We start from the raw sequence: 26,617 nt of genomic DNA, 5'->3' as shown, positions 1-26,617 counted from the left end.
TGCAGGCTGACGCGAGTCTGGAGACCCACCATGGATGCTGACGAAACTCCTGAAGACGATGAACTCCCTGACGCATGGAAGAAGATGGATGCGGAATTGGAGGAAATACGCAAGGCCCGGCAGGAGCGTGTGAACGATGAGGTGGTGCGCGCCGCAGTGGCTGCGATCCGCGATGCCGGGCCGGAGGTGCGGATAGGGAGGATGGATTTCATGCAGGACAGGCATCGGATACACGATGACTTGGTCCCCATCGATATGGGTGGAGTTCGCGAGCACCTGACTGTCCTCGCGGACTATTGGGACAAGTACCAGAAACTGGCTCCGGAGATGGAGGCCCTGTGCAAGGAGCGGATGTGGTCCGTGGGTGCGTTCATCGGGCCACGTCTGGGTCACCACCTCTGGCCGCAGCTGAACCCCCGGGCAAAGGCGCACTACCTGGCGGGGGCCTCGAGACTCACCGTCTGGGAAAAGACGCACACCTGGATGCCGGACTACTCAGATACCGAGATATCGTGGGATGAGGAGAGCCTGGCGGCCTTTGTCTGCAATGCGATCTACTTCAACAAGAATGACCGCTTCCTGAGGGCCGTGAGTGGGAAGGACCTGCGAGCCATGACCCTCTCGCGCGATCGCCATGGTCATTGCAAGTGGATGGCCCGGGACTTCACCAATCTGGACTGGAGACTGGTGGATATCTTCTATGAATGTGCGGTGCGCTCCATGAATATACCGGTGATGAAGTACTGCCTGCAGCATGGCGCGGAGCCCAATCCGGTGCTGCTGGTCTCGAGATACACCACACGGTGGGTGACTGCCCTGTCCCACCTGATGGATAAGTTCCTCATGCGCGGCTCGCGTTACTGTGGATACACGGGAGGGGGAACGAAGGACCTGGTGGGGCTGATTCTCCAGCACGAACCCCACCCTGAGGGGAACGTTCTTGAGGGACTGAACCGCCCACTCTACATGGCTTGGAGCAGGAACTCGAAGGAGGTGGTGGACATCCTGCTGGATCGAGGCGCGAAGTTTGAAGGAGGATACTTTTCGCGGGAGCCCCTGTCACCAGAGCTGAAGGCTCAGGTGCTGCCACAAAGCGGAATGCCACACGGTGCCTCCAACGCCTTTGGGTTATCCGCCAAGGACCCGAGGAAGCTGCTGGAACTGTGGCATGCTGTGAATGAACTGATACCGCTGACGCCCTGGCATGAGGTACCGTGGTACGAGGGTGGCTGGTGCAACTACATGATATTTGGCAATTTCATGGGGACCGTCTTGAAACGGAATGACCCCTCGTATCTGGAGCGCTACGTCCCGAGGGGGTTGCCGCTGAAACTGACGCTGCCGGATGTGGTCTGGGCTGCGAGGCAGGACCCAAGGGAGGGCTTTTCATACCTGCTGCGCGAGATGGGCCTGGACCCGGTGAGGACGACCGCGCGCCTGCAAAGTGTGATCCACCGGCTGCAACCGGAGTGGCGTGGAAATTGAAGCAAGCTCCTGAGCGCGGGAAACGGGCAATTTGCGATTCTGGAGGTGAGGCCTGAAACCCGGTCTCGTACTTCCCATGAAAACGACAACACATGTGCATGTACTCGCGTTCCGGCCCGCTCCTGCTTCTGTTGCGCCGGTGGTGCTGGCCATGATTGCCTGCTTGTGGCTGGGCATGAGTCTTCTGTCTCCCTGTGTGGCGGCGGACCCGGCCAACCGGTTCTGGTACACGGTGACCATCTCGAGGGTGAACACGACAACGACCTTCACGGGATCGAGCGATCTCGGGCCGGACCAGTTCGCCGTGCGCGTGGCGGGTGAGACGCCGGTGCTGCTGGAGAACCTGCGCGTGGAGGCGCTGGTGCCTGGTGACGATGGAGTGAAATGGCACGCGGTGACGGAGAATCCCAATGTGTACCTGATGCCGCGGGCGGTGCTCTTTTTCCAGGAGCTGCGCATGGACCCACTGATCGAGCGCCGGCAGACGCCAACGACATTCCGGTCGGTGAGGTGAGCAGAGCGGAGCGGAAAGGTTTAGCGCAAAGCAGCGAAGCAGCAGAGGTGAATGCGGTGCGTGGTGGGATGTGGTGTGGTAGTTTCGGATATTCTATATCTGCATTAGATCGTCTCGTGATAGAAGACGAGCACGACGGCGTGAGACGTGTCCATGGCTGGCCAGCTTACGCGCACTCCAAGGCGCTGCGCGCAAGGTGGCACGATGAAAGGGTCGCGCGTCATGAATTGGCACGCTGGAGTCACGAGACGTTTCGTGGTGAGGGAGAGAGCCGGGCTCTGCCTTCCCCCGGCTCGAAGGCGCACTCCCCTCTCCCTTACCCCACCCTAGGGGCGGATCGCGGACGCTGGCATGCGAACCCTGTGCGGTGCCGGAGGGCGTGTTTGCCCCTTGGAAACGGTCAGAGTCGGGCAATATCAATATTTCTTAAAAATATTTACCCTCTCTGGGGCCAGTGAAATTGCACCGCGCGTACCCCTTATAACCCCCTGTCAGTGCCGAATGGATTCCGCTTCACATCTCAAGGGCAAGCTTGAGCACGCTCAATGGCGCGTGAGGTTTGCGCGAAGCCTGTTGGATGTGCACCAGCATTGCGTGGATACCACGAATGAATCCTGGTGGCTGGAAGAGGCAGACCTGCTGCAGCGCCTGGCGGCTGCTGAGGAGGAACTGGCTCTCCAGAGCAGGGAGAAGGCGGGCTGACGCGCGCGGGCATCTTGATGGAGTGATGGAGTTTTGAGAATTCGGAATGGTGATACACCCTCTCATTCCACATCCACCTCTCTTGCCCTCTGCTGATTTTGCTGCCTTGCGTTTCCCTCCTCTTAAAGCGTCAGCGGAGGCAGTGAAATGACTGCTGGCGACCATGGTGAGGGTGAAGGGCGAACTCTGGATGCCGGTGTGCACGAGTGTGATGCGTGTGAGATGCACGATGACGATGCGATGGCGCTCCGATGACCGGCATTCAGTTCACCGCCACTTTCACCAGGAGTATCGAGAGCCCATGAGCGCGCCACTCACGCAGGCACAGGAGCCGGGGAAGCGGTCGCAGCATGCCCAGGAAAGGCCAAAGCCAAAGCAGAGGCCACGGTGGAAGCGAAAATGGAAATGGGTCGTGGGCCTTGTCACGATGGTGGTGCTGGGGCTGATGCTGGCACGTGACATTCCGGTGGCGGGCTGGCTGGAGGGTATCGCGCAGCCGCTGCGGGACATGGGCTGGCTGGGCGTGCTGGCTTATGCAGGCATCTATTTTGTGGTGGGCATGCTGTGCCTGCCCTGCCTGCCGCTCACGCTCATGAGTGGCTACATCTTTGGCATGGCGGGCGGAGTCATCGCCGTGCACACAGGCGCCACGCTCGCGGCAGCATGCGGATTCCTCGTGGGCAGAGTGGCCGGGCGCAGACACGCGGCGGAGTATCTGAAGCACAGCAATCGCTTCCACTTTCTGGAGAAGGCGATTGCGAAGGAGGGATGGAAGATTGTGGCCCTGCTGCGCATGCACGCGATTCCCTTTGGCCTGAGCAATCTGCTCTACGGCATGACGGCGCTGGAGTTCTGGCACTACCTGCTGGCCACGACTCTGGCGATGATTCCGGGACACCTCATCTATGTGTACCTCGGCAAGGTGGGTGGTCGCTATCTGGAGAAGGCGGAACTCACGAACATGGGCCCCGCGGAGTGGACGGCGGCGGGATTGAGCATCGGCAGCGCGGTGCTGCTGGGGTTTGTGGTGACGCGGATGGTGCGGAAGTATGGCAGGGTGAAGGAGATGGAGTAGCCGGTGAGCGGTGCGACGGTGAGCGGTGACATCCCGGAGGGATAAAAGCATGTAGCCGGTGGTTGAGCGTAGCGACACCACCGGAAGGTGTATTTCCAGCCCAGGGTTAGGGAGTCCCTCTTTGCGCATATGCGTCAGGATAAGAAACCACGGGTGACTCTATCAGGGAGGTAGCACCATGCAGATCAACTCACGCCACCAGTTCGCTTTGCGTCTTGGAGTGCGGTGGCAAGCTTCAGGCGCGACACCGCTTTGAACCAAGGAATCTGATTCTGATATCCCGGAGGGCGTTGGTGAAATTCAGCATCCGAAGCTTCCCAAGTGGAAGCGCATCTTGGGAATTGGACCGAGATACCGCGCCTGATGCTTGCCTTTTCCGTTCAAAGCGGTGTCGCGCCAACGCTTGCCACCCGCACACCACGACGCAATGCGTTCCCTCCACGTGCCAGATGCAAGCGAACCACTGTCGTTGTTGGATACGTCCGTCGTTCGCCATCCCTTATCCTGATGCACATGCGCAAAGCAGGACTCCCTAACCCTGGGCTGGACTCCTGCAGCCCTTCAGGCTGCAACTTTGGGAACTGACCAAGACAATAGGTTAGAAAAATTTGTCAGCGCTATTGCGCAACCATCAATAAAACCGCATTTCAGGTCACAGATGGTTGCTTTTTGCCATTAGCTCGCAGACTATCTGCCCGTTCGGCGGGAGGATGAAGATGAAGGTCATTGTTGATTCAGTAGAGGAAGGTCACAGGCACGGCCTCTCAAAGGAGGACATTAGAGTCCTATGGCCCTTGATCCCTCAACCCTGGAGGGAATGCGTCAAAGCCGTTCGGCTATCCAATTCACTCCATTCCGCCATTGCAGCCGAATACGTCTCTCAGAGCAAAAGGTTGAATATCTACAGCAGGGGAAAGAGCAGAGAAGAGGTCATCTGGAGCATCTTTGCAGAGCTTCTTTTGCATTATTCCATGACTCATCCGACTCTCCTCCAAAAGATATCAAAGGCACAAACAGCAAAAATTGATTCAGAGATTGCCCCCATGGTCGCGGCAGTGCTCAAGGAACTCCGGGAGGTCGCGCAAGCCAAGTCAATGGACTTCGATCCGCTCGACTACGAACGGTTGACGGCCCGGTGGGACGCCGCCAAGAAACGAGCAACCAGTGAGTAGTGAGCACTGGCGCATGTCGGTGAAGTGTGCGCGTTCCCATGACGAAAGAAGAGTCTGATATGCTGGTCGCATGCCGTTGCCCGATTCCGGCGCCACGGAACCCGAGCGTCCACTTCTGCACGGACCTACCGGCTGGCGGCTGATTCCCCCCGCATCATCAATGTGTAGCAGGGTTGTTTTTTTCTGTACCTTTGCAGACCATCTGCAATCTGTATATTAGGCGTATGGGCGCGCACTTCCCACCTTCGGCCACGAAAGACAGCTCCGGCTGTCACAGCCTCCGCCATCGCACCGCTCGCTCCCTAAACCACAAGCACACCCACCCACCCACATGAAACTTCATCTTCTGATTCTCGCATGGTCCTTGACGGCGACTCTGGCAGCGCAGGCCGAGACATTCGATTCATTGCTCACGAAGCCGGTAGGTGGCGTCACGAATGATACTCCCTCGCTTGAATCTGCCTTTCCGAACGAGATCTATATCCGGCGCACACTGGACTCGAGTAGAGGCTTGGTGGATTACAATGTGAGGGTTTACGCACCAGAACTCGTCGACACCAAGTTTCCTTCTGGATTCCGGGATATTACACTCGTGATCTATGACGAGAAAGGCACTCAACTGGTTTCCACACGTATTGAGATATCTGGAATCGGTCACATACCACCGAGCACAGAGATGTTCCGCTCGTTCGACTTTTCCATCCATGAGTCCCTTGAGCGCACGACCGCAGTCTACATCGGTGACGACTCCGCCAGGAGAATCCACTACACCAGATACCGCCTGCCCTTGAAGTCCATTGACCACCCGAAGGCCCATCGATGAGCCCGACGAAGCGACCTGACCATGAGCTGCAGCGGTCCGGGTCGCCTGTCTAAATGATTGCCAGCAACCGTCAATCTCTATTCGGTAAGCATGCAAGACGAAACTTCATCCACCCTGTTTTCCCTGAGCGCGTTTTTGGTGGCCTCGGTCATCAACATCATCGGATCCGTTCTTCTTGCTGGTTTGAGGTTTGCTGATCGCATGGGAGAGTTCGGTCCTACCAGGTCCTCCCAGCCGACCATGGCAACCATACTCACGTGGATCTGGTCTCCCGTACCCATGACGCTCCAGGCGTTGACTGATTTCGGCCAGCATCCAACATGGCCCTTCTGGCATGGCTTCCTTTCCTGCGTGACCTTTGGACTGTTCTTTGCGTTTTTGATTCCCTGGATCAAGAGACCGCTGTATCCGTGATGAGAGCAATTCATCAAAAACACCGATGGCCAAGTCGCTGAGTTTTGGTGCGTCAGCCCCGCAAGGAAACTACCATGACCATGCAAGAGCATCCTGACCTGAGGCAATCGCGCCGCATCAGAGAGTATTTCGACCTCGTCTCCCTGACGGCGAAATATCGCCATGGCATCACCTGGCACGGGGCGCGGGAGTTGATGGCTTCCCGTGGCCATGACCCGATGTCCACCTTCCTGATGAGCTGTGACGATGGAGATGATTTGAATGCGCGCTTTGTTCTTCCCGACGGGAGCGCCGTAAGTTGTGACTTCCGCGACGACCCAAAGACACGGCAGGCAGTATTCTTCACTCGCTGGAGTGTCATGGAGAGGTCCGACGATGACGAAGAAGACGAATACACTCTGGCGGCTGAAATCCTGCAAGACGCAGAACTGAAGGCCGCGTTCGATCACGCGGTTCAAGCGTTTTTCGAGTTCCACTGGCGGCGCATGGATCGTCCGCTGCCACCCAGTGAAACCTAACCATGCGCTGCCGCTCCACTGGCGGCAGATAATAGAGGTCTTGCTTTTTACTGTGAGAGCGGGAAACATCGGCGTGTCTCAACCACCCGGTTATACGCCTATGACTCGACTACGTCTGGTTCTCGTCCTGCTGGCATGGTTCATCCATGGTGCAGTCGCCAATGAACCAGTTCCTGTGACGGCTGACCAGCTCAACGCTGAGTTCGCCAAGAACAATCTCGACTACTTCAAGAAGTATCTTTCCGATTGTCCTGAGACCCAGATCCGTTGTCTCTGGTTTTTGCGTGATAGCATTCGGATTGGCATGGTCATGACCATGGATCTCCGCGAGGACACTGTTTACACAGTGCGGGACGTCTTCGACCATGCGCGTCAGAACTCCCAGACCCGTGAAATGAGCTATGCTCAGACGGTCACTGCTGAGGAATTGTTGCCCAGCCTTCCGGATACCACGCCAGATGTTCCATTTGCCGAGGGACTGCATATTTCGTTCTGGCGGGACAAGAAACTGCACACGGTCACCTACAGCAAGAAGGCAACACCCCTCCTCATTCAGCGCCTCTACGACGTGGGAGGTGGCACCGCCGATTTCACGTATGCAAAGTAGCCTGCCATGCATGAGTGCATTTCCGTCATCAGGCAATGGATACCTTCTGGAACATTCTCATTGGCATCGGAATGCATTCCAACAGAAGCTGCGTGGAGTCTTACCTGAGGCCGAGGTCAAGTCCTACTGGTATACCTAGACGCAAACCTGACAGGCGGATGGAGGCGACCGGCGGCGGCATGCAGGGGAGCCGGATGCTGCGTACGCGGAAAGAGAACACACGATGAAATTTATCCTCCCCATGATCTTCAAGTTCACGAGCACACTTTCCCTGGCAGCATTGCTTGTTACCTCTTGCACCTCGTCTTCCACTTCCACTTCCACTTCCACTCCCACTCCCACTCCTTCTTCCAGCTCAGCCTCATCGTCCCCGCCGACTTGGAGTGGAGATGCGGTGCCGCGCAAGGCGGGGACCATTCGCCTGGGTAATTCCAAACAGCCGTCATGGGGCTGGGCGGATGTCCCGGTCAACGTGGTGGAACTGGCGCAGACACGGCTCAAGCCGCCCGCATCCAGTTGGGATGTGTCCCACCACTGGCATGATGAGAGGAACACCATTGATGTGGTGCTCCTCCGCGATGAACACTGGAACGCCTGCCTCTTCACCCGCACGCGGGGCAAGTGGACGCTGATGGAAGGTGAGCAGGGCCTGCGCCAGATTTCTCTCATGGAGCAGGAGAGCCTTAAGAAATTGCCCAGCCTGCCCGTAGCCGATTTGAAGCCGCTCTGCGGCAGTATCGCGTACCTGCACGCGCGGCCAGATAGATATGTACTGCAGTCGAGCGAACGCTACGCTGAACATTGGCTGCGCGGAGGCGAGGTGAAGGACCTGAGCGTGCTGAAAAAGTACTGCGTGGATCCCAAGGTGGTGCAGGAGGGTGATGAGTATGTCATCACCTGCCACGCCATCACCCGAAAGGGTAGCCTGGAGCACTGGAAGACGCGCGTTCGCAGGCAGAACGGCAGGAGCGAAATCGTGGACATCACGATTCGCGAAGTGATGAAAAAGGGCTCCTTCTCCTGGGCGCTGGTCCCGTAGCAAGTCATGTCATGTCATGATGTGAAAGTCCTCAAGCGTGGCAAGCGCTGGTTTGCGTCTCCAGAAGAGGTGCCCGAGTTGGAGCAGTTCATCCATGCTCACGAAGCTACCGTTGCCGTTTCGGCGCTCACCCCACTGCAAACCACACTTACCTGGAGCGCCATCTGAACACGACCGCAACGAATGTCAGACCACATCACGCCATGCTTTCTCCCATAGCTCGCTCCCTGCTGGGCATTCCTGAAGGCGAACCCCTGCCAACGGATCTTGCCGTTCTTTACGATACCCATTTCGCGGGCCGCTCTTACCAGACACGCTTTCGCGAAGGCTGGACCTTCCTTCCGCGGGGCCACAAGGTCGAGGATGGCTACGACACGTGCCTTGAGCATCTGACCGCCCAGTGTTGGATTTTCATGGACTCAGAGTTCAAAGTCTATGTCGAGGGTGACGCCCCCATTCAGCTCGCCTCGAGCTATATCTCCTTGATTGAGGCGGATGCCATCCTCGTCGGTTCCGTGGCGACCGGCACTTCGCGCCGGGGGTTTGGTCAGTTTCCCAGCATGGAGGCATTTCTCGCTGCTCATGGCGACTATGTGCAAGGTTGGGAAGAGGCGCCATTCGCCGACCCTGCTTTTGGCCGCTTCTTCCTCGGGCCTCGCTCGGTGATTGGGTTGAGCAGATTTTACTCGGCTGAGTATTTGATCTCGGCGATAGAATACTTCTGATGTACTCGTCCGGGATTCACCGGTTCGGGCGTCGCTTCGCGACTGAAACTTCCACGGAATATTGATCGTCCGTACTGGGGTGTACTTCCAACCGCTGCTTATCGAGACCTGAAGACATCCGTGTCACTCTTCGGAGTGCGGCGGCGTGCGATGCAGGCCATATGCTCACCTGGCGAATAGCGCTGCGTAGGTGAGCGGGAAATGGCGCTCGAGGTATTTCTTGCCGTCGGATATCGGGGTGGTGGTCCACTCTTCGGACAGCATGGCGCCGAGGTCAGGATTCTCCGGGGGATGTGTCTTGAGCATTTCCGACATGCGGGCATCGCCTGCCAGGTGCAGGACTCTCCACGCGCTTCGCTGGTAATCCGCTGCCGCCGCGTCTTCGAACTGGCCAGCAAAGACTCTGGAGAGAGCAGCAGCATCGCCCGTGCTCGCGAGCAGCAGGGTCGGGTAATAGTCACCGGGGCCGGGCTGCATGCCGGCGGCGCGGTATTCCGCCTCCCTCTGCGCGGCTGTCTTCTTCCACACGGCGATGCACGGGGTGAAGTTCATTTTCATCAAGGACTCCTCAGGAAGGAGACGCACGTGGCTGCTGTGGACCATGCCTGTGTTCCCGTCCGGCAGCCAGACTTCCCAATGGGTGGATTCAGGAAAGGGTTTCACGGCGAGGAATTTTTCTCCAGCCTTGATCGTGGCGATCACTTCGCCCTTCTCGTCCCGCACCTTGCTGGAGCCCTCTGGAGCTTCGATGGTCGCCATCGATTCGAGTCCCCACTTCGCGGCGTCGGCGGGTGATTGCAGCGATTTGATCCAGCGCTCGGTCGGGCAGGAAATCTGGACGAGCCCTATGCCTGGAACGACGTCTGCGTAGGTATAAGCCTCCTTCTGCATATAGGCGGCCTCGCCACGTTCGCCTGCAGGGAGGTCCGGGATGGGGAACGAGATACCACCCGGCTCGACCCAAGCGTAGGCAACCGGCAGGCCCATGGCCACGGTGCCCTCACGCAGCACGTAGATATGGGCGCTGTGCGAGGGGACTGGCAGGCGATGCAACAGGGTGTGCCCCTCCAGGGCCACGGCGTTATCAGACAGCCGGACTCCCCTGCCCTTCTTACCGAGGTCATCGGCAGAGAGACTCTCCAGGTATTGCATGATGCGTCGATCATCAGCCGAGAAGCGGTCTTCGGCACGAAGCCCCGATGCCACGCCGAGGACAAGCATGAAAAGGCAGAGCAGGACCATGAATGATGGAGAGCTCTTCATGCGGCGAGGTGGTAGGGCGGTATCGCGTAATCGAGTTTCGCGCGTGTGTCAGACCAGAGTGACCAACTGACTGACCGACGGATGAATGTACTGCCAAGTATCTATTATTTACCGGCGAAACTCCGGCGGGACAATCCCTTTCTCCGGGTCATCCATTGGGCCGTGATATGAGGAAGCTGGATCACGAGACGCGTCCGTGGCAGACGCGGGAACTTCACGCTTGCCTTTGTCCTTTGCCCGCTAAGTTTCCGCCGCCGCTGCCGAGGGCAGTCTTCAACTGCTCAGGAGATGAGGGTTGAATCTCGTTGTGATCTCACAGACTATCTGCACCTCTGGCTATGATCATGAAGCGCCTCATTTTCGCATTTTTCGTCAGTGGTCTCTGCCCCGCCATGGCCGCAGAGGTCTATACGGGTGAGCCTCTCAGCGAGGCACTCTACGATCTCTCAGGCTCAACCGTGATGATTGCGCACGAGCTCACGACGGCATCACCACTCAAGCGAGTTGATGTTTTCAAATTTACAGATCACCGGTTGCTGGCCATCACCTCCCAAGCTGCCAAAATAGGTGAACCCTATTCGATCAAAGAGATTCAAGTTTCAGACCCAAAAGTCAGGCTGACCAAGGACACCGCGAAGATTTCGTCCTTGAACTTCAAGGACCGCAAATGAAACCAGGCCTGATGTCTCCTGCCAGGAACTTTCACGCCTTCGTAGGTGGAACGTCAGGCCCTGCAGGTGGAGAGGCGCAGAAGTGGTGGACGAAGGCCCTTCGGGCAATCCCATCCTGTACCATGGTGCCGGGATGAGAGTGAGAATGCTGGTGTATCCAGTTATATCAGGAGACAGGTTCGCGGCAGGTGAGAGGGGGCATGACCTTGCAAAATGCCGCGAAGATATCGAGCACTGCGCACGATGGGAGGGAAGTTGCATTTGATTGTCTGCAATTGCGCTCAGGCTGGTGGACGCACGCGATGATCGAGGGATATGAAAATCCATCCTACACTCCTTTTGGTGCTTGCTGGTTTGAGCTTGTCTCTTCCTGTGAGCGGTCAGAGTGGGTCCACTGGCGGCAGTTCCGGTGGCTCCACATCAGGTTCGGGCACGACGTCGGGCTCGGGCTCGCGCAGCAGCGGCTCCACACGCTCCACGACACCGGGTCGTGAGCAGGAGAGCCGCACGCAGAAACCCGATACGCCGAACAGCAGCGATACGAATAACAACAGCGCGCGCGATCTGGCACCGGGTCGCAGCACGAATCCCCCACCCGGCCAGGGAGGTGTAATTCCCGGCCAGGAGAAGCGCACGCCCTCGACGGACGCGAATACCACGACCAAGCGTGACCCTGGAACCTCCTCGAATCCGACGAAGGCGCCCAGCACGAACTCGGGTACCCGCACGAACACAAACACGAACACGAGTACCAACAGCACCACCAGTGGTACCGGTACAGGCACCAGCTCGGCCACAGGCGGCGCGGGCACGGCGAACAGCAGTGGCACCGGTGGCTCGGCAACGAGTACGACGACGGGCGGCGCCGGCACTTCGACCACGACGGGCAGCACGATCGAAGGCAGGAACTTCAACAAGGCCACGATCAATGCACCCACGACAGGCGGCACGGCTACCGGCGGCAGCGCTACCGGTGGCACGGCCACGGGCGGTGCTGGCACTGGCGGCACCTCCACGGGAACAGGGGGCTCCGCGACGAGCGGCCCGGCCACCGGTACCGGCACTGGCACCAGCACGAACACGACCAGCGGCTCCACCTCGACTCAGCAGAAGAAGAAGTAGTGGCAGCGGTAGTGATGCCTGGATGTAACGTGAAGTGCAGAGCAAGACACGAACCGTAAGACGTTGGACAGTCCTGCGGTGATGTCTTGTGAGGATGCAGTGAGCGTTCCAGGCGTGATATGACGTTTATGCCAGTACTGATGTTGGTTTTGATGTGATTGATATGGATCACGGCCCGCGGTGGAGGGAGTTGTTGCTTCCTGCGCTGGCGGGCCGTGTGAGTTGGGGGTGTGCGGGTCAATGCCACCCCTGTTCCTCTCATCACGATTTCTTTAACCTGACGCGCATGCGCCTTGAGGAAGTCATGGCATCGTGAGAAACGTCCACAGTGATGAGGCCCTGGTGGAGTTCCATGGGAGCAGGAATGCTCCCACTCCTTGACCTGAGGCTATGCGGTGAGTGCGCAAGGTAGTGCGATGAAGGGCCGTGCCACATGACGTGGCAGGGTGGAGACACGAGACGTTTCGACCGGGGACGTTCGACGTGGGTGGAGCCTGGCACCCCACAGGCACGTACGGCTGAAGCCGTAGCTACTTTCTTTCGGGCGCCTCTCTGCAACGCACGTTCGCCAGTCCTGACTACTGACTACTGACTCCACCATCGCACCGCTCACCGCTCACCGTCACACCGTCACACCGCTCACGGGTCCTTGCTTTCCGAGTACTGCTGAGTGGGGGCGCCGGGGAAGAGCATGATGTTGGTGGGAGGGGGAGACTCCATCTCGGCGAGGGTGGCCTCGGCGCGGGCGAGGTGATCGCGATAGCTGGCGTCTTCAGTGGCCCAGACACTGTCCCTGAGCTGCGGGTAGGGGTGGCAGCTATGCTCTTCGACCAGGTGCTTGAAAAAACGCACCCGCCACCTCGCGTGAGCGAGATCCTGCGGTGATTCGTCGGGCATTTCGTAAAGGGCTTTCACAACATTGAAACTTCGCGCGTGAGGTGGCCGCTGGTCTTAAGAGTAAGTTAGGGGCTTGAGCCTACACTTTCATTCAGTTGCGCGTTGGATGGAAGGATGCATCGACGGGTGGGATTTGAGACGGAGGCAGCAGTGTGTGCTGCGGAGGTGGACGGGGCTGAGGGATGAGTGGGTGTTTGGATTTACAAAGCCGTGGATCTGCGCGTAGCATGTGGGCATGAAGATCCGACGTTGTCTGTCCAGTTGCCTTCTTGTCATGGGCGTACTGGCTGTGCCCTTGTCTCGTGCACAGGAGGCGACGGTGCCTGCAACTCCTGCGTCTGTTCCTGCTCCTGCCCTCGCTCCTCCGACAACAGCAACATTGGCAAACGAAGCAGGCCAGAATGAGGGCCAGTCGACGCAAGCGGATGCAGTGCAAAAGCAACAACAACAATATGCAGACGCAGAGCGCATCGCCTCGCTGGAGGCCCGTGTGGCGACGCTGGAGCGTGAGCTGCAACAACTGCGCGCGGCAATGAGGTCCGCTGGCGCGGCATTGTCCGGAGCTGCGGCCGGTGGCGATGTTGGTGATGCCACTCTCGCCAAACGTGGCGGCATGGCGCCGCGTATTCCCAGTTTACCCAGAAACCACCAGGTGACGCCTCCTACGGAAGAGGAGCGCCAGAAACTCGCGTCACTCTCGCAGGCGGGCCGGCAGCGCTACATGACTGAGCTGCGGGGTCGCTCTGACGAACTCTCCAAATCCACGCCGGAACAGCAGGCTGTCATCTTCAGGGAAATACTGGAGCGTGTGGTACAGATGGAGACCGCAAACGCAGAACGGGCAGCCGGTAGTCCCGCGCCGAATGCGAATGCGAATATCACCGCTCCCGTCCCAACGCCGGCAGCAGCGGCCCCTCCAAAGGACGAGCACACAGGGTTCACCTCCCTGCCTCCGGCGGCTCGAGCGCGATTCGTACAGGAGCTCCGCGAACGGCAGAACGAATTTGCCAACGCGAGTCCCGAGGATCGTCAGGCCATGGTGAAGCAGGTCATGGAGCACGCGCAACGCGCAGCGGCTGATGAGGCACGCAACCTTGCCAATAACCCCAGTAGCAACAGCAACAACATCTCCTCGCCAACCCTACCCATGCCGATGCCCGTGCCAGCCCCGGCCCCGGCCCCGGCCCCGGCGCTGGAGAATGCCGGCAGGACTCCCCTCCCCTCACTTCCCACGCTGCCCCCTACGCAGCCGACGGTGGCTCGTGATGCCAACGCGGTGCCGGATGCACCAGCACCAGCACCAGCACCAGCACCAGCACCAGCATCCGGCACAGTGACTTCGACGGATGCCTCCCGCCAACGCTTCGAGGCGCTCAGCGAGGAGCAGCGCCATCAATTCATGGAGGAGATGCGGAGGAATCGTGAAAAGCTCACCACCGCAACGCCCGCAGAGCGCGAGGTCATCATGCACGAAGCGCTGACGAAGGTGGAGAAGGAGGCGGCTGGTGCAACAAAGGCGGCAGAAGCACCGGCAGGGGCAAAAACCGAGTCTCAGCCGCAGCCGCAGCAACAGCCACAAAAGAACAACGCAAAGCCTGCTGACGCAAAGAAGAAATAAGCCTGAAGCGGCTTCCGAATAAAAAGCTCCTGTCACGAATAGAGCATGGCCACTCGTTCGTGAAGGGTAATGGCTAACAGGAGACCGCGAGCCCATGTGTGTCAGGCCCGCATAGAGATAAAGCATATTAGAAAGGTCTCGTGACTTGAGCACCTCTCACGGTCGGACACGACTCTGGGTCGCACCACCTTGCGCGAAGCGCCTTGGAGTGCGTGTTCATGAAAGCTCCTGGCCAGTTTGGCGCCGGACGCATCACGAGACGCGCCTCTTTTTTATAGAATGCCTTCCACGTAGGTGCAGCCGAGAGCGGTCATAGTGCTCCAGTCGTCCTTTCTTAAACAAAGAAATACCGGCGACAGCACCTCAGGTTTCCACTCCTTCACCCGCTGGCCTGAAACCACCGCGTTTCCTGCCAGGGCGTCACAGGTGTTTCGCAGCCATATTCAGCACCACATTTATACCCGCCACATATCACAGCGATATTGATGCAACGTCTGATGACGCTTTTGTCACCTCTGCAGCAATCGCCGGATCCATTGGTGAACCGATTTTCAGAGAAGTGTTTACCTTCATTCAAGTTGGCGTGGCGCGACGGATTTATTTGCGCGCATAGCGGGCTTTGCGTTATCACGGCGGCGGTTTCCTCCCAAAGCCCCCATGAAAAATACAATACCCCCTGTCAGGAAGTTCACTATCCGACATCTCCTTTCCTCCCCTGCCGCACTGCTGTTGGTCGCCCTTTTGTGGTGCTGCTCCGGCATGCTCAGTGTCATGGCAGGACCGGAGACACTCACAGGTGAGAAGTCCGCGAAGGCGGTGACGATTCATGATCAGTGGAGCCTGCCGGGCATCTTCGGCGGTGGGGTGAAGACGACGGAGGATTACACGGAGGGCAATGTGTTTCTCGTGGTACCAGTCATCAGCACCGTGGGGCGGGATGGCCTGCTCAGTGGGGATGTGCTTTTCATCGAGCCCTACAGCTCCTGGGGTGAGCAGGGCGAGGTGGCAGCGAGCCTGGGCCTGGGATGGCGGCATTACTTCACCACGCAGAGTGTGAGCGCGGTGACAAAGCACGACGGCCACCAAGCGGGTTTCTTCGAGGAGGGCGCGTACATCGGCGCGAATGTCTTCGTGGATATGCTGGACACGCAGTTCGACAACCAGTTCTGGCAGCTCGGTGTGGGCGCGGAAGTGGGCACGCGGTACCTTGAGATTCGCGGGAACTACTATGTCCCGCTGACGGACAAGCAGCTCGCGTATGAGCAGCGCCAGAAGTACAGCTACCAGACCACGAGCAGCAGCACGAGCCAGCAGGTGACCGCGGGCGCGCCCTATGCAGTGGGGAATACACTCGCGCAGGACCTGCAGTACACCACGCTCACGACCACCACCACGAGCACGACGACGATTGAGCAGCTCTTCCGCCTGTATGAAGAAGGCATGGAGGGCTGGGATGTGCAGGCCTCCGTACTGGTGCCGGGACTGGACCGCTGGATGGATGTGTTCCTTATCGGGGGTTATTTCAGTTTCGATAACCAGCCCTTTGGCCCGCAGACCGGCGGCTCGGGGAATGTGGAGGGTTGGAAGGCCGGGCTGGAAGTGCGGCCGGTGCCCGCCGTGGTGCTGAATGCGACGTGGTATGAAGACGAGCGCTTCGTGGGCAGCGACTGGCTGTATGGCATGCGCCTGGAAATCCCCTTTGAAATGGGTGACCTGGGTGATGGCAAGGGCTTCTGGGACCGTGTGGGTGCGGCCTTCACCCCGCGTCGTCGTCACCTCGCCGAGCGCCTGGTGGAGCCGGTGCGCAGGCAGAATACAGCCATCAAGGTGGGCAATGAAGCGGAGCAGAAGACGGATGTCAGCACCTCCGTGAAGCGCGTGACGAAGGTGGTCTCCCAATCACCGCAGCAGCTCGTGCTGGCGGATGACGTGATCTTTGTAAACAACGGCACTGCCACGACCACGGGCATTGCCGAAGGCAGCACCACGGGCACGGGCACCGCGGAGCAGCCGGTGGATACCATCCAGGCGGGCACGGACATCGCCGTGGCGAATTCAGTGGCGACGAGCCGCATCTGGAATGTGTATACGCAGGGCGGTGTAGATTATACGACCGGCGCTACGGTGCCCGGCGGCGGCGGTGTGAGATACATCGGCAGCCACATGGCCATCCCCGGAGGGACCTCGGCATATATGACGGGCCACATCCCCACCATCCTCGGCCCGCTGGGCTTGCAGGCTCCGAATGGCGGCACGTACTTCGGTGTGTTCGGTTATGTGTTTAATGGCGGCACCATCCTGGCGGAGAATTACGACCAGGTGGAAATCGTGGGGAACACGCTGAACTCCCCCGTCGGCACCGGCATCACGGTGAAGGGCAGCACGGTCACGACTTCGAATGTGCTGATTCAGAATAACGTGATCAACAGCGCCGCGGGAGACGGCATCAAGATCACCGGAGAAATCTTCACGCAGATGCAGGCGCAGGTTTCAGGGAATGCAGTGCACGCCGCAAGCGGCTACGGCATCAACGTGCAGACTATTGATGACGCCATGCTGGACGCGCAGATCACGGGGAATGCGATCACGGACTCCGGCCTGAGTGGCCTGTGGCTGCGGACCCAGAATGTGCCGGGCACCGGCATCCGCGCCACGGTGGAGGGGAACACGGTCAGTGGCTCCGGCGTATATGGCGCCGGCATTTATGCGGACGCGTTCGGGCTCCTGGAAGTCACGCTGCATGCCAACTACTTCCACGACAATGCCGCCTACCATGTGCGCATGGAAAACGGGTCCGATGCGGAGATGGACATCACCCTCACCGGCAATCTCTTCGAGGATGAAGGCATCTCTGCCGTCGGAAACGCGCCCTATGGCTCGCTGGACGTGACGGTGGAGGGCAACACCTTCGACAATGGCTTCATCGAGGCCACGGACATCACGTCTATGACGGTGACCAACAATGCCCTGCAGAACACGCCCCTGTGGCTGGCAGCGCTGAATGTGCATACCTCCAATGATGCCACCGTCGTGGTGCAGGGGAATGCCATTACCGGAGCAGACACGGACTCCGGCATCAATCTCACCTCGCACGATGGCACCCTGACGGCCACGGTGACGGGCAACTACATTTCCGATGTGACCGGTGATGCCATCTCGCTGTATTCGGATGGACTCGGCTCCATCGCGGCGACAGTTTCCGGCAATGCCGCGCTGAACACCGCCACGGGCCTGTCCATCTGGGTCTGGAGCGGCGACCCAGCCGCAGGCATCACCGCCATGGTGACGGACAATGTGATTCAGAATACGACCTCCCACGGCATCTACGCCCAGAATGGGTGGGATGGCTACCTGAATGCCACCATCGCCGGCAATCATGTGAGCGGGGCCGGCGGCGATGCCGTGCAGGTGACCTCATTGGGCGGCCCATCAGACGTCCTGGTGAGTGGAAATGGCATCTATGACAGCATCATCCGGGTTGCCGCCTTCCCGAGCTCCATGCTGCCCATCATGGCCACCATCACGGTGAAGGACAACTACATTTCCAACGGCGGCATCGAAGGTCACGGCATGGCCACCTACCTGGTCACGGGCAATGTGATCGAGAACGCACCGGAAACGGGCATCCTCTTCATGCATGACTCGGGATCCGCGCTCACGATCTCCGGCAACTACATCAGCAATGCCGGGGGCGCGGGCATTGATGTCTTCAAGACCACGGACTTCATTCCGCTGGAGGCCACCATCAGTGGCAATGCCATTGTCGGCGCAGCCGGTCATGGCATCATCGTCCGCGCAGAGTCGGATGGCGTGATGCAGGCCACCATCAGTGACAATGTGATTCAGGATGTTGGCAGTTCAGGCATCGTGGTGAACTCCAACACCTGGGTGAATGGCATCACCGCGACGGTCGTGGGGAACAACATCCAGGCACCTGCCGTGGACGGCATTCGCGTGGAAGCGCTGGATAACTCAACCATGCAGGTCACCCTGGATGGCAACGCCATGGTGGACGCAGGGGTGAATGGCATCTCCCTCCTCTCGCGGGACATGGCAAATCTCACGGCGACAGTGAGCAACAACTACATTTCCCATGCGGGCAACACTGGCATCCAGGCGCGCGTGGAAAACACCACACCAGGCACGGGCATGACGCTCACTCTCTCGGGGAATGCCATCCTGGACTCTGCGAATCACGGTGTTCACCTCTACAGCGAGGGAGAAGTCCTCACCGCCACGCTCACGGGGAACCTCATCCAGCGATCCTTCTACTACGGCACCTTCCTGGATGGCGCCAATGGCGGCTCAGTCCACGCGACCATCACGGGGAACAACTACCTGGACCACACCTACGGCTTCCATGCGTTTGCAGATCCAGAAGGCGCACACATCGACGCCACCTTCGAGGGGAACTATTTCAACAACGGGGAGGTCTGGTTCCAACGGTATGATGACAATGCCACCCTGGATCTCACCTTCCGCCAGAACCACTTCCTGAACAGCTACCTCACGGCCTGGAGCGCGACGAACCTGACTGTGGAGGGCAATCTCTTCGCAACCAGCGGCAGCAGCGGCTACTCCGGCGTCCTGGCCGCCAATCAAATGAGCAATTCCACCAACCTCGTGAAGGACAATGCCTTCACCGGCTTCTCCTGGCTCTACATCGCGGCGTACGGGGGCGGCATGAACGTCACCGCGACGGGCAACAGCTTCGTGAATACGGGACGTGAGGGCGTGTACATGGAAGTATCGGGCACCGACCTGCAGGCAAACATCTCGGGGAACTACATGAGCGGCACAGTCACCGGCGTGACCATCGTGCACAATGGTTCCAACCCATTCCAACTCCCGACGGTGACGGTGGCGGACAACGTGATTGAGAACACGACCTCGCACGGCATCAACTTCCTGAACTATGGCAGCGGTGTCTTCAACCTGAACATCACCGGCAACCATCTCAGCAACATCGGCCACCATGCGATGAATCTCGACGCCGGCTTCAGCGATGGAGTGAGCCATGTGCTGGTGAGCGGCAATGCCATCTACGGCAAGAATATTGTGATGCGCAACAATCCGTGGGTGTGGGTGGACACCAGCCACGGTCCGCCCAGCTACCCAGGCAGCTTCACCCTGGATGGCAACTACCTCTACGAGGTGGGAATCATCGGAGAGAACATGCATAACGTGCAGGTGACGGGAAATCTGATTGAGCAATCCTGGGATAACGCGGTGAGCCTTACCTACGACCAGGGGTATGGCACGCCGGCCACAGCCACCATCTCGGGCAACACCATCATCAGCCCCTCCATGCACGCCATCTTCGTACAAACAAAGATGAACAACTCCGTGGGAGTGATCATTGAGGAAAACGTCATCCAAGAAGCGGGCTGGAACGGCATCTACCTGAATGCGACCGACATGAGCAGCATCACAGGAAATATCGCTCGCAACCAGGTTGAATCCTGGGGAGGTGACGCACTCCTGGTGGAGGCATCCGACTCCGCGACGGTGGGACTGACCATCGATGGCAACGCCTTCAGCCTCGCCATGTTCAACGGCATCTCGCTGGTGACGGAATCCGAGGCGAACATCACCGCCACGGTGAGCAACAACTACATCGCCAACATCAACGAGATGGGCGTGAACGTGCAGGCTGGCAACACCTCCTCGGGGACAGGCATCACGGTGGACATCACGGGGAACACCATTTCGAGCGTTGGCTACTACGCGGTGAACTTCTTCTCCCAACCGGGCGAGGTGAATGCCACCGTCACCGGCAATGACATCAGCGGCGCCTACCTCCACTCCACCGGCGGCCCGATCAATGCGACCTTCACTGGCAACATCATTGGGGGAGCGCAAGTGGAGTCGGGCGATGGCACCATCAACGCCACCTTCGCGCAGAACAGCTTTTTCACCGCGGGCATTACCGCCCTGCGGGACAATGAGTGGAGCACGCTGAACCTGACGGTGCAGGAGAACTACTTCGAAAGGGGTTATATCCAGACCACGAATGTGAACAACCTTAACGTGGTGGGCAATACGATGATCCAATCCTGGTACGTCTGGCCCGGTGGTGTGAATGTGAGCACGACCATGGACTCCACCATCGTGGTGCAGAATAATTTCCTCGGCGACTCGGACTCCATCAATATCTCTGCCTCTGGCTCCGCCGCTGTAGCGGCGACGGTCACCGGCAATGTGATTGACTACACCGATTTCGACGGGATCACCCTGCAATCCAGTGGCGCTGCCAACATCACCGCGGCCATCTCGGGGAACGCCATCGGCGACTCCCAGGGTTCGGGCATCCGTATCCAGTCGGACAACAGCGCTGCCGGCTCGGGCATCACGCTCTCCACGCTGGATGGCAACTACATCAACCGGGCCACGACGAACGGCCTCGTGATCCTGAACAGCAATGCGGGCGACCTCACCGTGAATAACTTCAACGGCAACCTCATCACCGACACGGTGGCAGGCAGCCACGTGGTGATTGAGCAGGCCGGGCTCGGCGCGGTGCAGGTGCAGGGTGACGTGGACAACACCGCGACGCCCTCCCCCAACCCGGCTGGTCAGACGCTGAACTTCAACGGCACCACGCCCACGGTGAACTTCCAGCTGAACGGCGCTCTTATCACGGTGCCGGTGGATGTGCCGTGAGTACGGTATTGATGATTTTTGATTGGTGATTTTTGATTTGGAAGACTGAGAAGTGGCCGGCGCTGTGATGGCGCCGGCCACTTTTTTGTGTTTGATTGTCTCTGGTGGGCGGCGTGTGAGATGGTGGGTGTTCTCAGGGTGCCCAAACATGGATACTCTTGCGGCATGAACCGTTCCAGGTAAGTCCGACGTCTTCCAGGTCACCACACCCACCTACACCCTATCACACCCCACGGTTTCAGGAGGAAGCGCCTTCGGGCAATTCCCTGACCTGGATGTGGCGGTACTCCATGAGATTCCGGTCGGCCTCGAGACCGAGAGGACCGGCCTCCGGCACCTTCAGGGGCGCAGGCAGGACTTCGCCATTGCAGGTGGCGCGGATGGTGCCGCCGGCGACGGTGATCTCGATGTCATTCCAGTCCTGTGCCTTGTACTGCTTCAGGTCCTTGAAGGGTCCGGCCACGAGGTAGTCACGGCATTGCAGTTGATTCTTGATGTCGCGGATGAAGATGCCGCTGTCTGCATTCACCGCAGCGCGGAACTGCAGCTTGAGGATAAAATTCTTGGGGAGGTTCGCAAGCGTCCACAGCTGGCGGAGATGCGGCCCCTTGGCCTTGTCCTCGGGATTCACCGCGAGCACGCCGTCTTTCGCGCTGTAGCGTTCATCCGTGGCATGGATGGCCGCACCGAGGTCGGGCTCACCTTGATAGTGCCATCCGCTGAGGTCCTTTCCGTTGAAGAGACTCTGGTATCCGGGCTCGGGCTTCCATGATGCGGAGGCGGGAACAGGTACCGCGACTGGCTTATCATCGGCACGCACCGGGGAGAGACTCGCGAGCAAGGCGGCACTGGTGAGAAGGCACGAGAATCGTGCGGCGAGATGGCAGCGGGTGCGGGCGTAGGTGTGCAGGGTGAACCTTGTTTTCATATGGGTGGAGTGAAGTGAAGCGGAATGGGATGTGGTGAAGTGTGGCGAGGTCCGGTGCGACATGGTGTTCAGGGAATGAGCCCAGATGAGGCATCTGCTCATACGCGGTGGCGGGGGCAACCTTCAGGGAATGGTGAAGGAATTGCATCAGCTTCGGTTTGGGTTTCGGCTCCGATTTCCGCTTCGGTTTGGGAATGGCGAAGCCCCTTCGTCCACCGCCCAGACCATGGCTGCCCTTTGGGGCCTGACTACACTGAATTGATGGGCAGTGCGCCATCACACATAAACGTCAGCGTAGGATATGGAAGCTGTGACGCGCAGCGTCCTTGGACTGCGTGCAGCCTGCTGCCGCTTTCCTAAGATGCAGCCTGCTGCACGCTCCACCGCGACGAAGTCGCCAAACTCTCAGGTCATGCGATCCCTGTAAGCGAGTGTTACCATCGCCACAGCAGGCTGTGGACTCTGGAAAGCGGCAGCAGGCTGCCGCAATCCAAGGACGCTGCGCGTCACAGCTTCCGTATCGTGCGTGTGTATTTCGCTCCCCTCACTTCTCGTTTTGCACTTCACATCACACATCACTATTCCACAGAATCCCGTCACTTCTCGTAAGCGGTGTGCTGCAACAGGGCACTCGAAAAGGACGTTCGGTTTGGATGCAAGCTGCTGCTTCCCCCGTTCTTCTTCGTGCTGCCGTCGTTGCCATTGCCATCACGGCGACCATGAGCGTGCTTCCTCACGCCGGTCTCGCTCAAGCGCAGACGCCGGCACCGGTGGTGAAGCCGCCATCCGCCGGGGTGCTGCCGCCGAAGGCGGGAGCGGTGGTGGTGCATGCGGCGAAGTATGCCACGCTGCAGGAGGCGTTTGATGCGGTGCCGGAAGGTGGTGGCGTGGTGCTGCTGCCGCCGGGGAACTTCGAAATCACGCAGCCGCTGCGCGTGAAGACTTCCGAGACCCGCATCGTGGGCGCAGGTGCGGCGACGTGCATCATCAACAAGAATGAGAAGGGCGAGCCTGCACTTATCATCCGCCCACCGACACTGGACACGGACAAGAATGCAGTGCTGTGGCGTGTGCAACTCGCGGACTTCCGCATCATGGGCCAGGAGAAGAGCGGCGACGGCATCGTGGCGGAGAAGGTGCAGGAAATCTATCTGGAGGGCGTGTCCGTGGACCACCATGGCGGCAATGGCCTGAGCCTGCTGCAGTGCTTCGAGGATGCACGCGTGGCGGACAGCATCTTCACGTACAACAAGGCCACGGGCATCCACATCTTCGACTGCCATGACATCGTGGTGAATGCGAATCACTTCGAGGAGAACCTGGATGCACTGCGCTGCGTGGACTCCTTCAACCTTTGCATGAATGGCAACAACATCGATGACCACCTGCGGCACGGCGTCATCATTGAAAACACGTACGGCTCGGTGGTGAGCGGCAACATGATCGAGGAATGCAACGGCACGGCGGTGATTCTGGACCGTGACTGCTATGGCATCACGCTCAGCTCAAATGTCATCGCGCACCACCTGGAGGGCGGCATTGACTTGAAGGATGCACACGGCTGTGCGGTGAGTGCGAATACGTTCACGATTGCGCACAAGTTCTCTGTGCGCGTGAGCAAGGACTCGGGAAAGAACACGATCTCCGCGAACAACTTCTGCAACACCTCCATCGGCGATGGCAAGGACAAGCGCCCGGCGGAAGGCAAGACTCCCATGAGCATCGACGAAGGCACCGGCGTGCTGCTGGAGGGTGCGGAGTTTTGCAGCATCACGGGGAATACCTTTTCAGGACTGTCCTCCGCCGCCGTGTGGAGCACCGCACCCTGCCGCGGCCTGGTGGTGAGCAGCAACGTAGCCACCGACTGCGGACGCAAGCTGCCGAAGGGCAGCAAGTGGATCGCGCTGGACGACGCGAAGGCGAGTGTGGTGAAGGATAATGTGACGGAGTAGCAGCCGGTGAGCGGTGCGACGGTGAGCGGTAGGACGGTGGGGAAAGGGACGTCTGGTGTGATGAGGTGTGATTGAGCGCAGTGGAGTTTTTCGCAAAGCAGCGAAAGCAGCAGAGCAGCAAAGGGGTTATTGGTTAGGAGTTAAGGGTTAGGGGAAGCTTCTTCGGATGCCGCGCTCACTACGTAACCTTTAACCCATAACATCTAACTAATAACCTTTGCTGCTTTGCGATTTCAACGAATGCAGGTGACCCTCGCGAACCCAGCCAGCACACCCTGGGCCCCACCGTCGCACCGCTTACCGCTTACCGTCGCACCGGTTCACTCCATCTCACCCAGCACGGTCTCCAGACGACGCTTCACTTCGGGGTCTTCGGATTGCTTGAGAGCTTCCTGGAGGGAGGGCTTGGCGAGTTCGCCGAGGAGGCGGAGTTCGCCGGTGGCTTTTTCGCGGACTTTCCAGTCCTGGTGACCGAGGTCGCGGATGAGCTGGCCGACACGGCTGATGGTGGCTTCGGCGATCTTCGGCACGGGATTGGCGATGCGCAGGATTTCCTGCGTGGGCACGGTCCATTCGCCATCAGGCGCGCGGAAGCGCACGGAACTCTCGCGCAGCTGGCCGAGCACGGAGCCACCGCCCCAGAGCTCGATCTGGAACCACGGCGAATCATCCGCACCGGTCTGCGCGATGTCCTCGGTGACGTTGCGCATCTCCTTGATGCCGGCGGGATCGATGGGCACCACGCCGCCGGTGGTCACGGCGTGCAGCACCGCATCCGCCACCGGGGCGACGAGACGCTGATCCGCGGGGAGGTCGGCGAAAGGAACCATGGGCCCGGCATCTTCGTCGAAGGTCTCTTCACCGCTGCTGCTGGAAGTGCTCGTGGGAGCGGTGGCGACGACGAGGGCGCGCAGCTGCGTGCCGAGGATGGTTTGTTTCCCCAGTAGCGTGGAGGTGAACTCCACACTGTCCTGCGAGCCGGTCCACACACGGAGGCGTGAGCCATCGCGGAAAGCAGCGAGGGGCGTGGCGCCCTCCTCCGAGGGTGAGGAAATGCCCACGAGGTCCGCGAGCTTCACCTCGCGCTGGCCCCAGGCGGTGGAGAGCTTGAAGGTGGTGGCGCCCGCATCACGCAGGGCCCAGCGCTCGCCATTCCACGTTTCCAAGAGCGCCGCCACGCCGGAGGGCCATTGGGTGGGCGCGCCCTGTTGCGCGAGCACGAGGCGATCCAGCGCGGCGATCTTCATGTCCATCTGCAGGCCACTGCCGAGGATGAACTTGAGTTCCTCCGCCTCCAGGGTGCCGCGCAAGATTTGTCCATCCGCAAGGTAAACGCGCTGCCCGCCTTCATGCCGGGCGCCAGCGATGGCGGCCACCTGGGCCCAGGGAATCTCCGCCTTGCCATTGCGATGCGTGAGCGAAAGCCGCGCGCAAGTGGCGCGACCGCGCAGGCGAGTCCCCTCTCCCATGGCCAACACATCGACGGCCTCGCGCTTGATGCCGAGCAACTCCTCCGGGAACCACGAGGCCAAGTCCAGCGCACCTCCGCCACCGCCGCGCAGATTCACGAGGATGGGCGCGGTGCCCTTCGGCAGATCACGCAGATGGCGCACGAGGGCGAAGGGCTTGAAGGCCTTCTCCAGATCACTGGCATCCGGCCGCACGCTGAGACGGCTCTGCGTGACGGTGTGCATGAAGGCGGTGGACTTGCCCGCGGGCACGGTGATGTTGAAAAAGGCGGACATCTGGTAGCGCTGGTTCTGCGCGGAGATGCGCGGCTTCACCAGGCTCTGCGGTGAGCAGTAGGTGAAGAGCCACGCATTCGTCCCCGCGGAGCCGGGCACCACGGCCACGCCGGTTTCAGTCTTCTCCAGGATGCCGGTGCTCTCCCGCGCGCGATCCGTGAGGATGGATTTCACCTGACTGCTGAAGTTCTGCCGCAGTTCCACATTCATCGAGATGTCCCGCGCAGTGGGATTGGTGAAGACCTCCAGGTAGCGCAGGCCGCCTTCCTTCTCCAGGAAACGGATGTGCCGCGTGACCTGGATCGCGCCCATCATGGGCTGGCTGCCCTGGAGCATGAGGTCCTTCCCATCCGGCGAGCCCATGGCCTGGTTGCAGTAGAATTGATCGTTGCCGATCATGAGCATCATCGCTCCGCTGAGGATGGAGTTGCCGCTGCTGTTGCGGGAGATCTGGCCGTTCTGCTCGACGTACCAATCATTGCCCGCCTTGTCCCGCTTCATCTGGGGAGACGCGGGGATGAAGCCGCCCTGCAGCACCTGAATCCCCTGCTGCGCGGAGGTGAATGAGGGAATGAGCAGCGTGGTCGCGAGGGTCATGAATAACAATGTCAGCGACAATGATAGCAGCAGCCGTGGTGGTGATGAGAAGCGGCTGCGTGGAGATCCGCGGTGGTGGATGCGGGT

Annotated in this window: 21 protein-coding genes; 17 read left to right on the top strand and 4 right to left on the bottom strand. The window is 59.6% G+C overall.

Going from position 1 to position 26,617, the window contains the following annotated elements:
• Positions 1-30 precede the first annotated feature (30 nt).
• From G5S37_RS11240 to G5S37_RS11190, 12 genes are all read left to right on the top strand, one after another.
• The gene (locus G5S37_RS11240) at positions 31-1,485 is read left to right on the top strand and encodes a hypothetical protein (protein ID WP_165203759.1); all 1,455 of its coding nucleotides are present in this window, start codon (positions 31-33) and stop codon (positions 1,483-1,485) included.
• Positions 1,486-1,561: 76 nt separating this feature from the next.
• Positions 1,562-1,999, top strand: coding sequence for a hypothetical protein (locus G5S37_RS11235; RefSeq protein ID WP_165203757.1), 438 nt, complete (start codon positions 1,562-1,564; stop codon positions 1,997-1,999).
• A gap of 501 nt (positions 2,000-2,500) precedes the next feature.
• On the top strand, positions 2,501-2,701 hold the full coding sequence (locus tag G5S37_RS11230; protein ID WP_165203755.1) for a hypothetical protein: 201 nt from the start codon (positions 2,501-2,503) through the stop codon (positions 2,699-2,701).
• Between the two features lie 301 nt (positions 2,702-3,002).
• A complete protein-coding gene (locus G5S37_RS11225) occupies positions 3,003-3,776 on the top strand; it encodes a VTT domain-containing protein (protein ID WP_165203753.1) in 774 nt (257 codons plus the stop codon).
• Positions 3,777-4,492: 716 nt separating this feature from the next.
• Positions 4,493-4,948 (top strand): hypothetical protein, encoded by a 456-nt coding sequence (locus tag G5S37_RS11220; protein WP_165203751.1) that lies wholly within the window; start codon positions 4,493-4,495, stop codon positions 4,946-4,948.
• Between the two features lie 331 nt (positions 4,949-5,279).
• On the top strand, positions 5,280-5,771 hold the full coding sequence (locus G5S37_RS11215; RefSeq protein ID WP_165203749.1) for a hypothetical protein: 492 nt from the start codon (positions 5,280-5,282) through the stop codon (positions 5,769-5,771).
• Between the two features lie 240 nt (positions 5,772-6,011).
• Positions 6,012-6,185 (top strand): hypothetical protein, encoded by a 174-nt coding sequence (locus G5S37_RS32285; RefSeq protein WP_206026397.1) that lies wholly within the window; start codon positions 6,012-6,014, stop codon positions 6,183-6,185.
• Positions 6,186-6,259: 74 nt separating this feature from the next.
• The gene (locus G5S37_RS32280; protein WP_206026396.1) at positions 6,260-6,703 is read left to right on the top strand and encodes a hypothetical protein; all 444 of its coding nucleotides are present in this window, start codon (positions 6,260-6,262) and stop codon (positions 6,701-6,703) included.
• A gap of 100 nt (positions 6,704-6,803) precedes the next feature.
• Positions 6,804-7,310: a hypothetical protein gene (locus G5S37_RS11205; protein ID WP_165203745.1), complete on the top strand. Its 507-nt coding sequence runs from the start codon at positions 6,804-6,806 to the stop codon at positions 7,308-7,310.
• A 223-nt stretch (positions 7,311-7,533) separates the two neighbouring features.
• Positions 7,534-8,349, top strand: coding sequence for a hypothetical protein (locus G5S37_RS11200; protein WP_165203743.1), 816 nt, complete (start codon positions 7,534-7,536; stop codon positions 8,347-8,349).
• A gap of 6 nt (positions 8,350-8,355) precedes the next feature.
• Positions 8,356-8,517 carry a hypothetical protein gene (locus tag G5S37_RS11195; RefSeq protein WP_165203741.1) on the top strand — a complete coding sequence of 54 codons (162 nt, stop codon included), beginning with the start codon at positions 8,356-8,358 and terminating at the stop codon, positions 8,515-8,517.
• A gap of 35 nt (positions 8,518-8,552) precedes the next feature.
• Complete coding sequence (locus G5S37_RS11190; RefSeq protein ID WP_165203739.1) at positions 8,553-9,074, top strand: hypothetical protein; 522 nt, start codon at positions 8,553-8,555, stop codon at positions 9,072-9,074.
• Between the two features lie 165 nt (positions 9,075-9,239).
• On the opposite strand, the gene G5S37_RS11185 is transcribed toward G5S37_RS11190, so the two are convergent.
• On the bottom strand, positions 9,240-10,337 hold the full coding sequence (locus G5S37_RS11185) for a hypothetical protein (protein WP_206026395.1): 1,098 nt from the start codon (positions 10,335-10,337) through the stop codon (positions 9,240-9,242).
• Between the two features lie 344 nt (positions 10,338-10,681).
• Here G5S37_RS11185 and G5S37_RS11180 point away from each other — a divergent pair, with 344 nt between their 5' ends.
• Complete coding sequence (locus tag G5S37_RS11180; protein ID WP_165203735.1) at positions 10,682-11,008, top strand: hypothetical protein; 327 nt, start codon at positions 10,682-10,684, stop codon at positions 11,006-11,008.
• 315 nt (positions 11,009-11,323) lie between these two features.
• A complete protein-coding gene (locus G5S37_RS11175) occupies positions 11,324-12,130 on the top strand; it encodes a hypothetical protein (RefSeq protein ID WP_165203733.1) in 807 nt (268 codons plus the stop codon).
• A gap of 639 nt (positions 12,131-12,769) precedes the next feature.
• Here G5S37_RS11175 and G5S37_RS11170 read toward each other — a convergent pair.
• Positions 12,770-13,027: a hypothetical protein gene (locus G5S37_RS11170; protein WP_165203731.1), complete on the bottom strand. Its 258-nt coding sequence runs from the start codon at positions 13,025-13,027 to the stop codon at positions 12,770-12,772.
• A 235-nt stretch (positions 13,028-13,262) separates the two neighbouring features.
• Between G5S37_RS11170 and G5S37_RS11165 the strand changes: the two genes are divergently transcribed.
• Together G5S37_RS11165 and G5S37_RS11160 are read left to right on the top strand one after the other, a co-directional pair.
• A complete protein-coding gene (locus tag G5S37_RS11165) occupies positions 13,263-14,645 on the top strand; it encodes a hypothetical protein (protein ID WP_165203729.1) in 1,383 nt (460 codons plus the stop codon).
• Between the two features lie 771 nt (positions 14,646-15,416).
• Positions 15,417-21,308: a right-handed parallel beta-helix repeat-containing protein gene (locus tag G5S37_RS11160; protein ID WP_206026394.1), complete on the top strand. Its 5,892-nt coding sequence runs from the start codon at positions 15,417-15,419 to the stop codon at positions 21,306-21,308.
• Between the two features lie 238 nt (positions 21,309-21,546).
• Here G5S37_RS11160 and G5S37_RS11155 read toward each other — a convergent pair whose 3' ends face one another.
• Positions 21,547-22,236 (bottom strand): DUF1080 domain-containing protein, encoded by a 690-nt coding sequence (locus G5S37_RS11155; RefSeq protein WP_165203725.1) that lies wholly within the window; start codon positions 22,234-22,236, stop codon positions 21,547-21,549.
• Positions 22,237-22,889: 653 nt separating this feature from the next.
• Here G5S37_RS11155 and G5S37_RS11150 point away from each other — a divergent pair.
• The gene (locus tag G5S37_RS11150; RefSeq protein ID WP_165203723.1) at positions 22,890-24,188 is read left to right on the top strand and encodes a right-handed parallel beta-helix repeat-containing protein; all 1,299 of its coding nucleotides are present in this window, start codon (positions 22,890-22,892) and stop codon (positions 24,186-24,188) included.
• Between the two features lie 320 nt (positions 24,189-24,508).
• On the opposite strand, the gene G5S37_RS11145 is transcribed toward G5S37_RS11150, so the two are convergent.
• The gene (locus tag G5S37_RS11145) at positions 24,509-26,530 is read right to left on the bottom strand and encodes a hypothetical protein (protein WP_165203721.1); all 2,022 of its coding nucleotides are present in this window, start codon (positions 26,528-26,530) and stop codon (positions 24,509-24,511) included.
• Positions 26,531-26,617: the final 87 nt, after the last annotated feature.

Source organism: Roseimicrobium sp. ORNL1, from assembly GCF_011044495.1.
Classification (GTDB): domain Bacteria; phylum Verrucomicrobiota; class Verrucomicrobiia; order Verrucomicrobiales; family Verrucomicrobiaceae; genus Roseimicrobium.
Note: the sequence above shows the minus strand (reverse complement) of the source record. Positions and strands in the feature narration are given on the sequence as shown.

Bases quoted from the DNA above. Each gene is read 5' to 3' on its own strand.
- G5S37_RS11150 (WP_165203723.1), top strand. From the start codon at position 22,890: ATGCAAGCTGCTGCTTCCCCCGTTCTTCTTCGTGCTGCCGTCGTTGCC.
- G5S37_RS11155 (WP_165203725.1), bottom strand. From the start codon at position 22,236: ATGAAAACAAGGTTCACCCTGCACACCTACGCCCGCACCCGCTGCCAT.
- G5S37_RS11225 (WP_165203753.1), top strand. From the start codon at position 3,003: ATGAGCGCGCCACTCACGCAGGCACAGGAGCCGGGGAAGCGGTCGCAG.
- G5S37_RS11235 (WP_165203757.1), top strand. From the start codon at position 1,562: ATGAAAACGACAACACATGTGCATGTACTCGCGTTCCGGCCCGCTCCT.
- G5S37_RS11160 (WP_206026394.1), top strand. From the start codon at position 15,417: ATGGCAGGACCGGAGACACTCACAGGTGAGAAGTCCGCGAAGGCGGTG.
- G5S37_RS11175 (WP_165203733.1), top strand. From the start codon at position 11,324: ATGAAAATCCATCCTACACTCCTTTTGGTGCTTGCTGGTTTGAGCTTG.
- G5S37_RS11220 (WP_165203751.1), top strand. From the start codon at position 4,493: ATGAAGGTCATTGTTGATTCAGTAGAGGAAGGTCACAGGCACGGCCTC.
- G5S37_RS32285 (WP_206026397.1), top strand. From the start codon at position 6,012: ATGGCAACCATACTCACGTGGATCTGGTCTCCCGTACCCATGACGCTC.
- G5S37_RS11190 (WP_165203739.1), top strand. From the start codon at position 8,553: ATGCTTTCTCCCATAGCTCGCTCCCTGCTGGGCATTCCTGAAGGCGAA.
- G5S37_RS11240 (WP_165203759.1), top strand. From the start codon at position 31: ATGGATGCTGACGAAACTCCTGAAGACGATGAACTCCCTGACGCATGG.
- G5S37_RS11205 (WP_165203745.1), top strand. From the start codon at position 6,804: ATGACTCGACTACGTCTGGTTCTCGTCCTGCTGGCATGGTTCATCCAT.
- G5S37_RS11200 (WP_165203743.1), top strand. From the start codon at position 7,534: ATGAAATTTATCCTCCCCATGATCTTCAAGTTCACGAGCACACTTTCC.
- G5S37_RS11145 (WP_165203721.1), bottom strand. From the start codon at position 26,530: ATGACCCTCGCGACCACGCTGCTCATTCCCTCATTCACCTCCGCGCAG.
- G5S37_RS11195 (WP_165203741.1), top strand. From the start codon at position 8,356: ATGTCATGTCATGATGTGAAAGTCCTCAAGCGTGGCAAGCGCTGGTTT.
- G5S37_RS11185 (WP_206026395.1), bottom strand. From the start codon at position 10,337: ATGAAGAGCTCTCCATCATTCATGGTCCTGCTCTGCCTTTTCATGCTT.
- G5S37_RS11230 (WP_165203755.1), top strand. From the start codon at position 2,501: ATGGATTCCGCTTCACATCTCAAGGGCAAGCTTGAGCACGCTCAATGG.
- G5S37_RS11215 (WP_165203749.1), top strand. From the start codon at position 5,280: ATGAAACTTCATCTTCTGATTCTCGCATGGTCCTTGACGGCGACTCTG.
- G5S37_RS32280 (WP_206026396.1), top strand. From the start codon at position 6,260: ATGACCATGCAAGAGCATCCTGACCTGAGGCAATCGCGCCGCATCAGA.
- G5S37_RS11180 (WP_165203735.1), top strand. From the start codon at position 10,682: ATGAAGCGCCTCATTTTCGCATTTTTCGTCAGTGGTCTCTGCCCCGCC.
- G5S37_RS11165 (WP_165203729.1), top strand. From the start codon at position 13,263: ATGAAGATCCGACGTTGTCTGTCCAGTTGCCTTCTTGTCATGGGCGTA.
- G5S37_RS11170 (WP_165203731.1), bottom strand. From the start codon at position 13,027: ATGCCCGACGAATCACCGCAGGATCTCGCTCACGCGAGGTGGCGGGTG.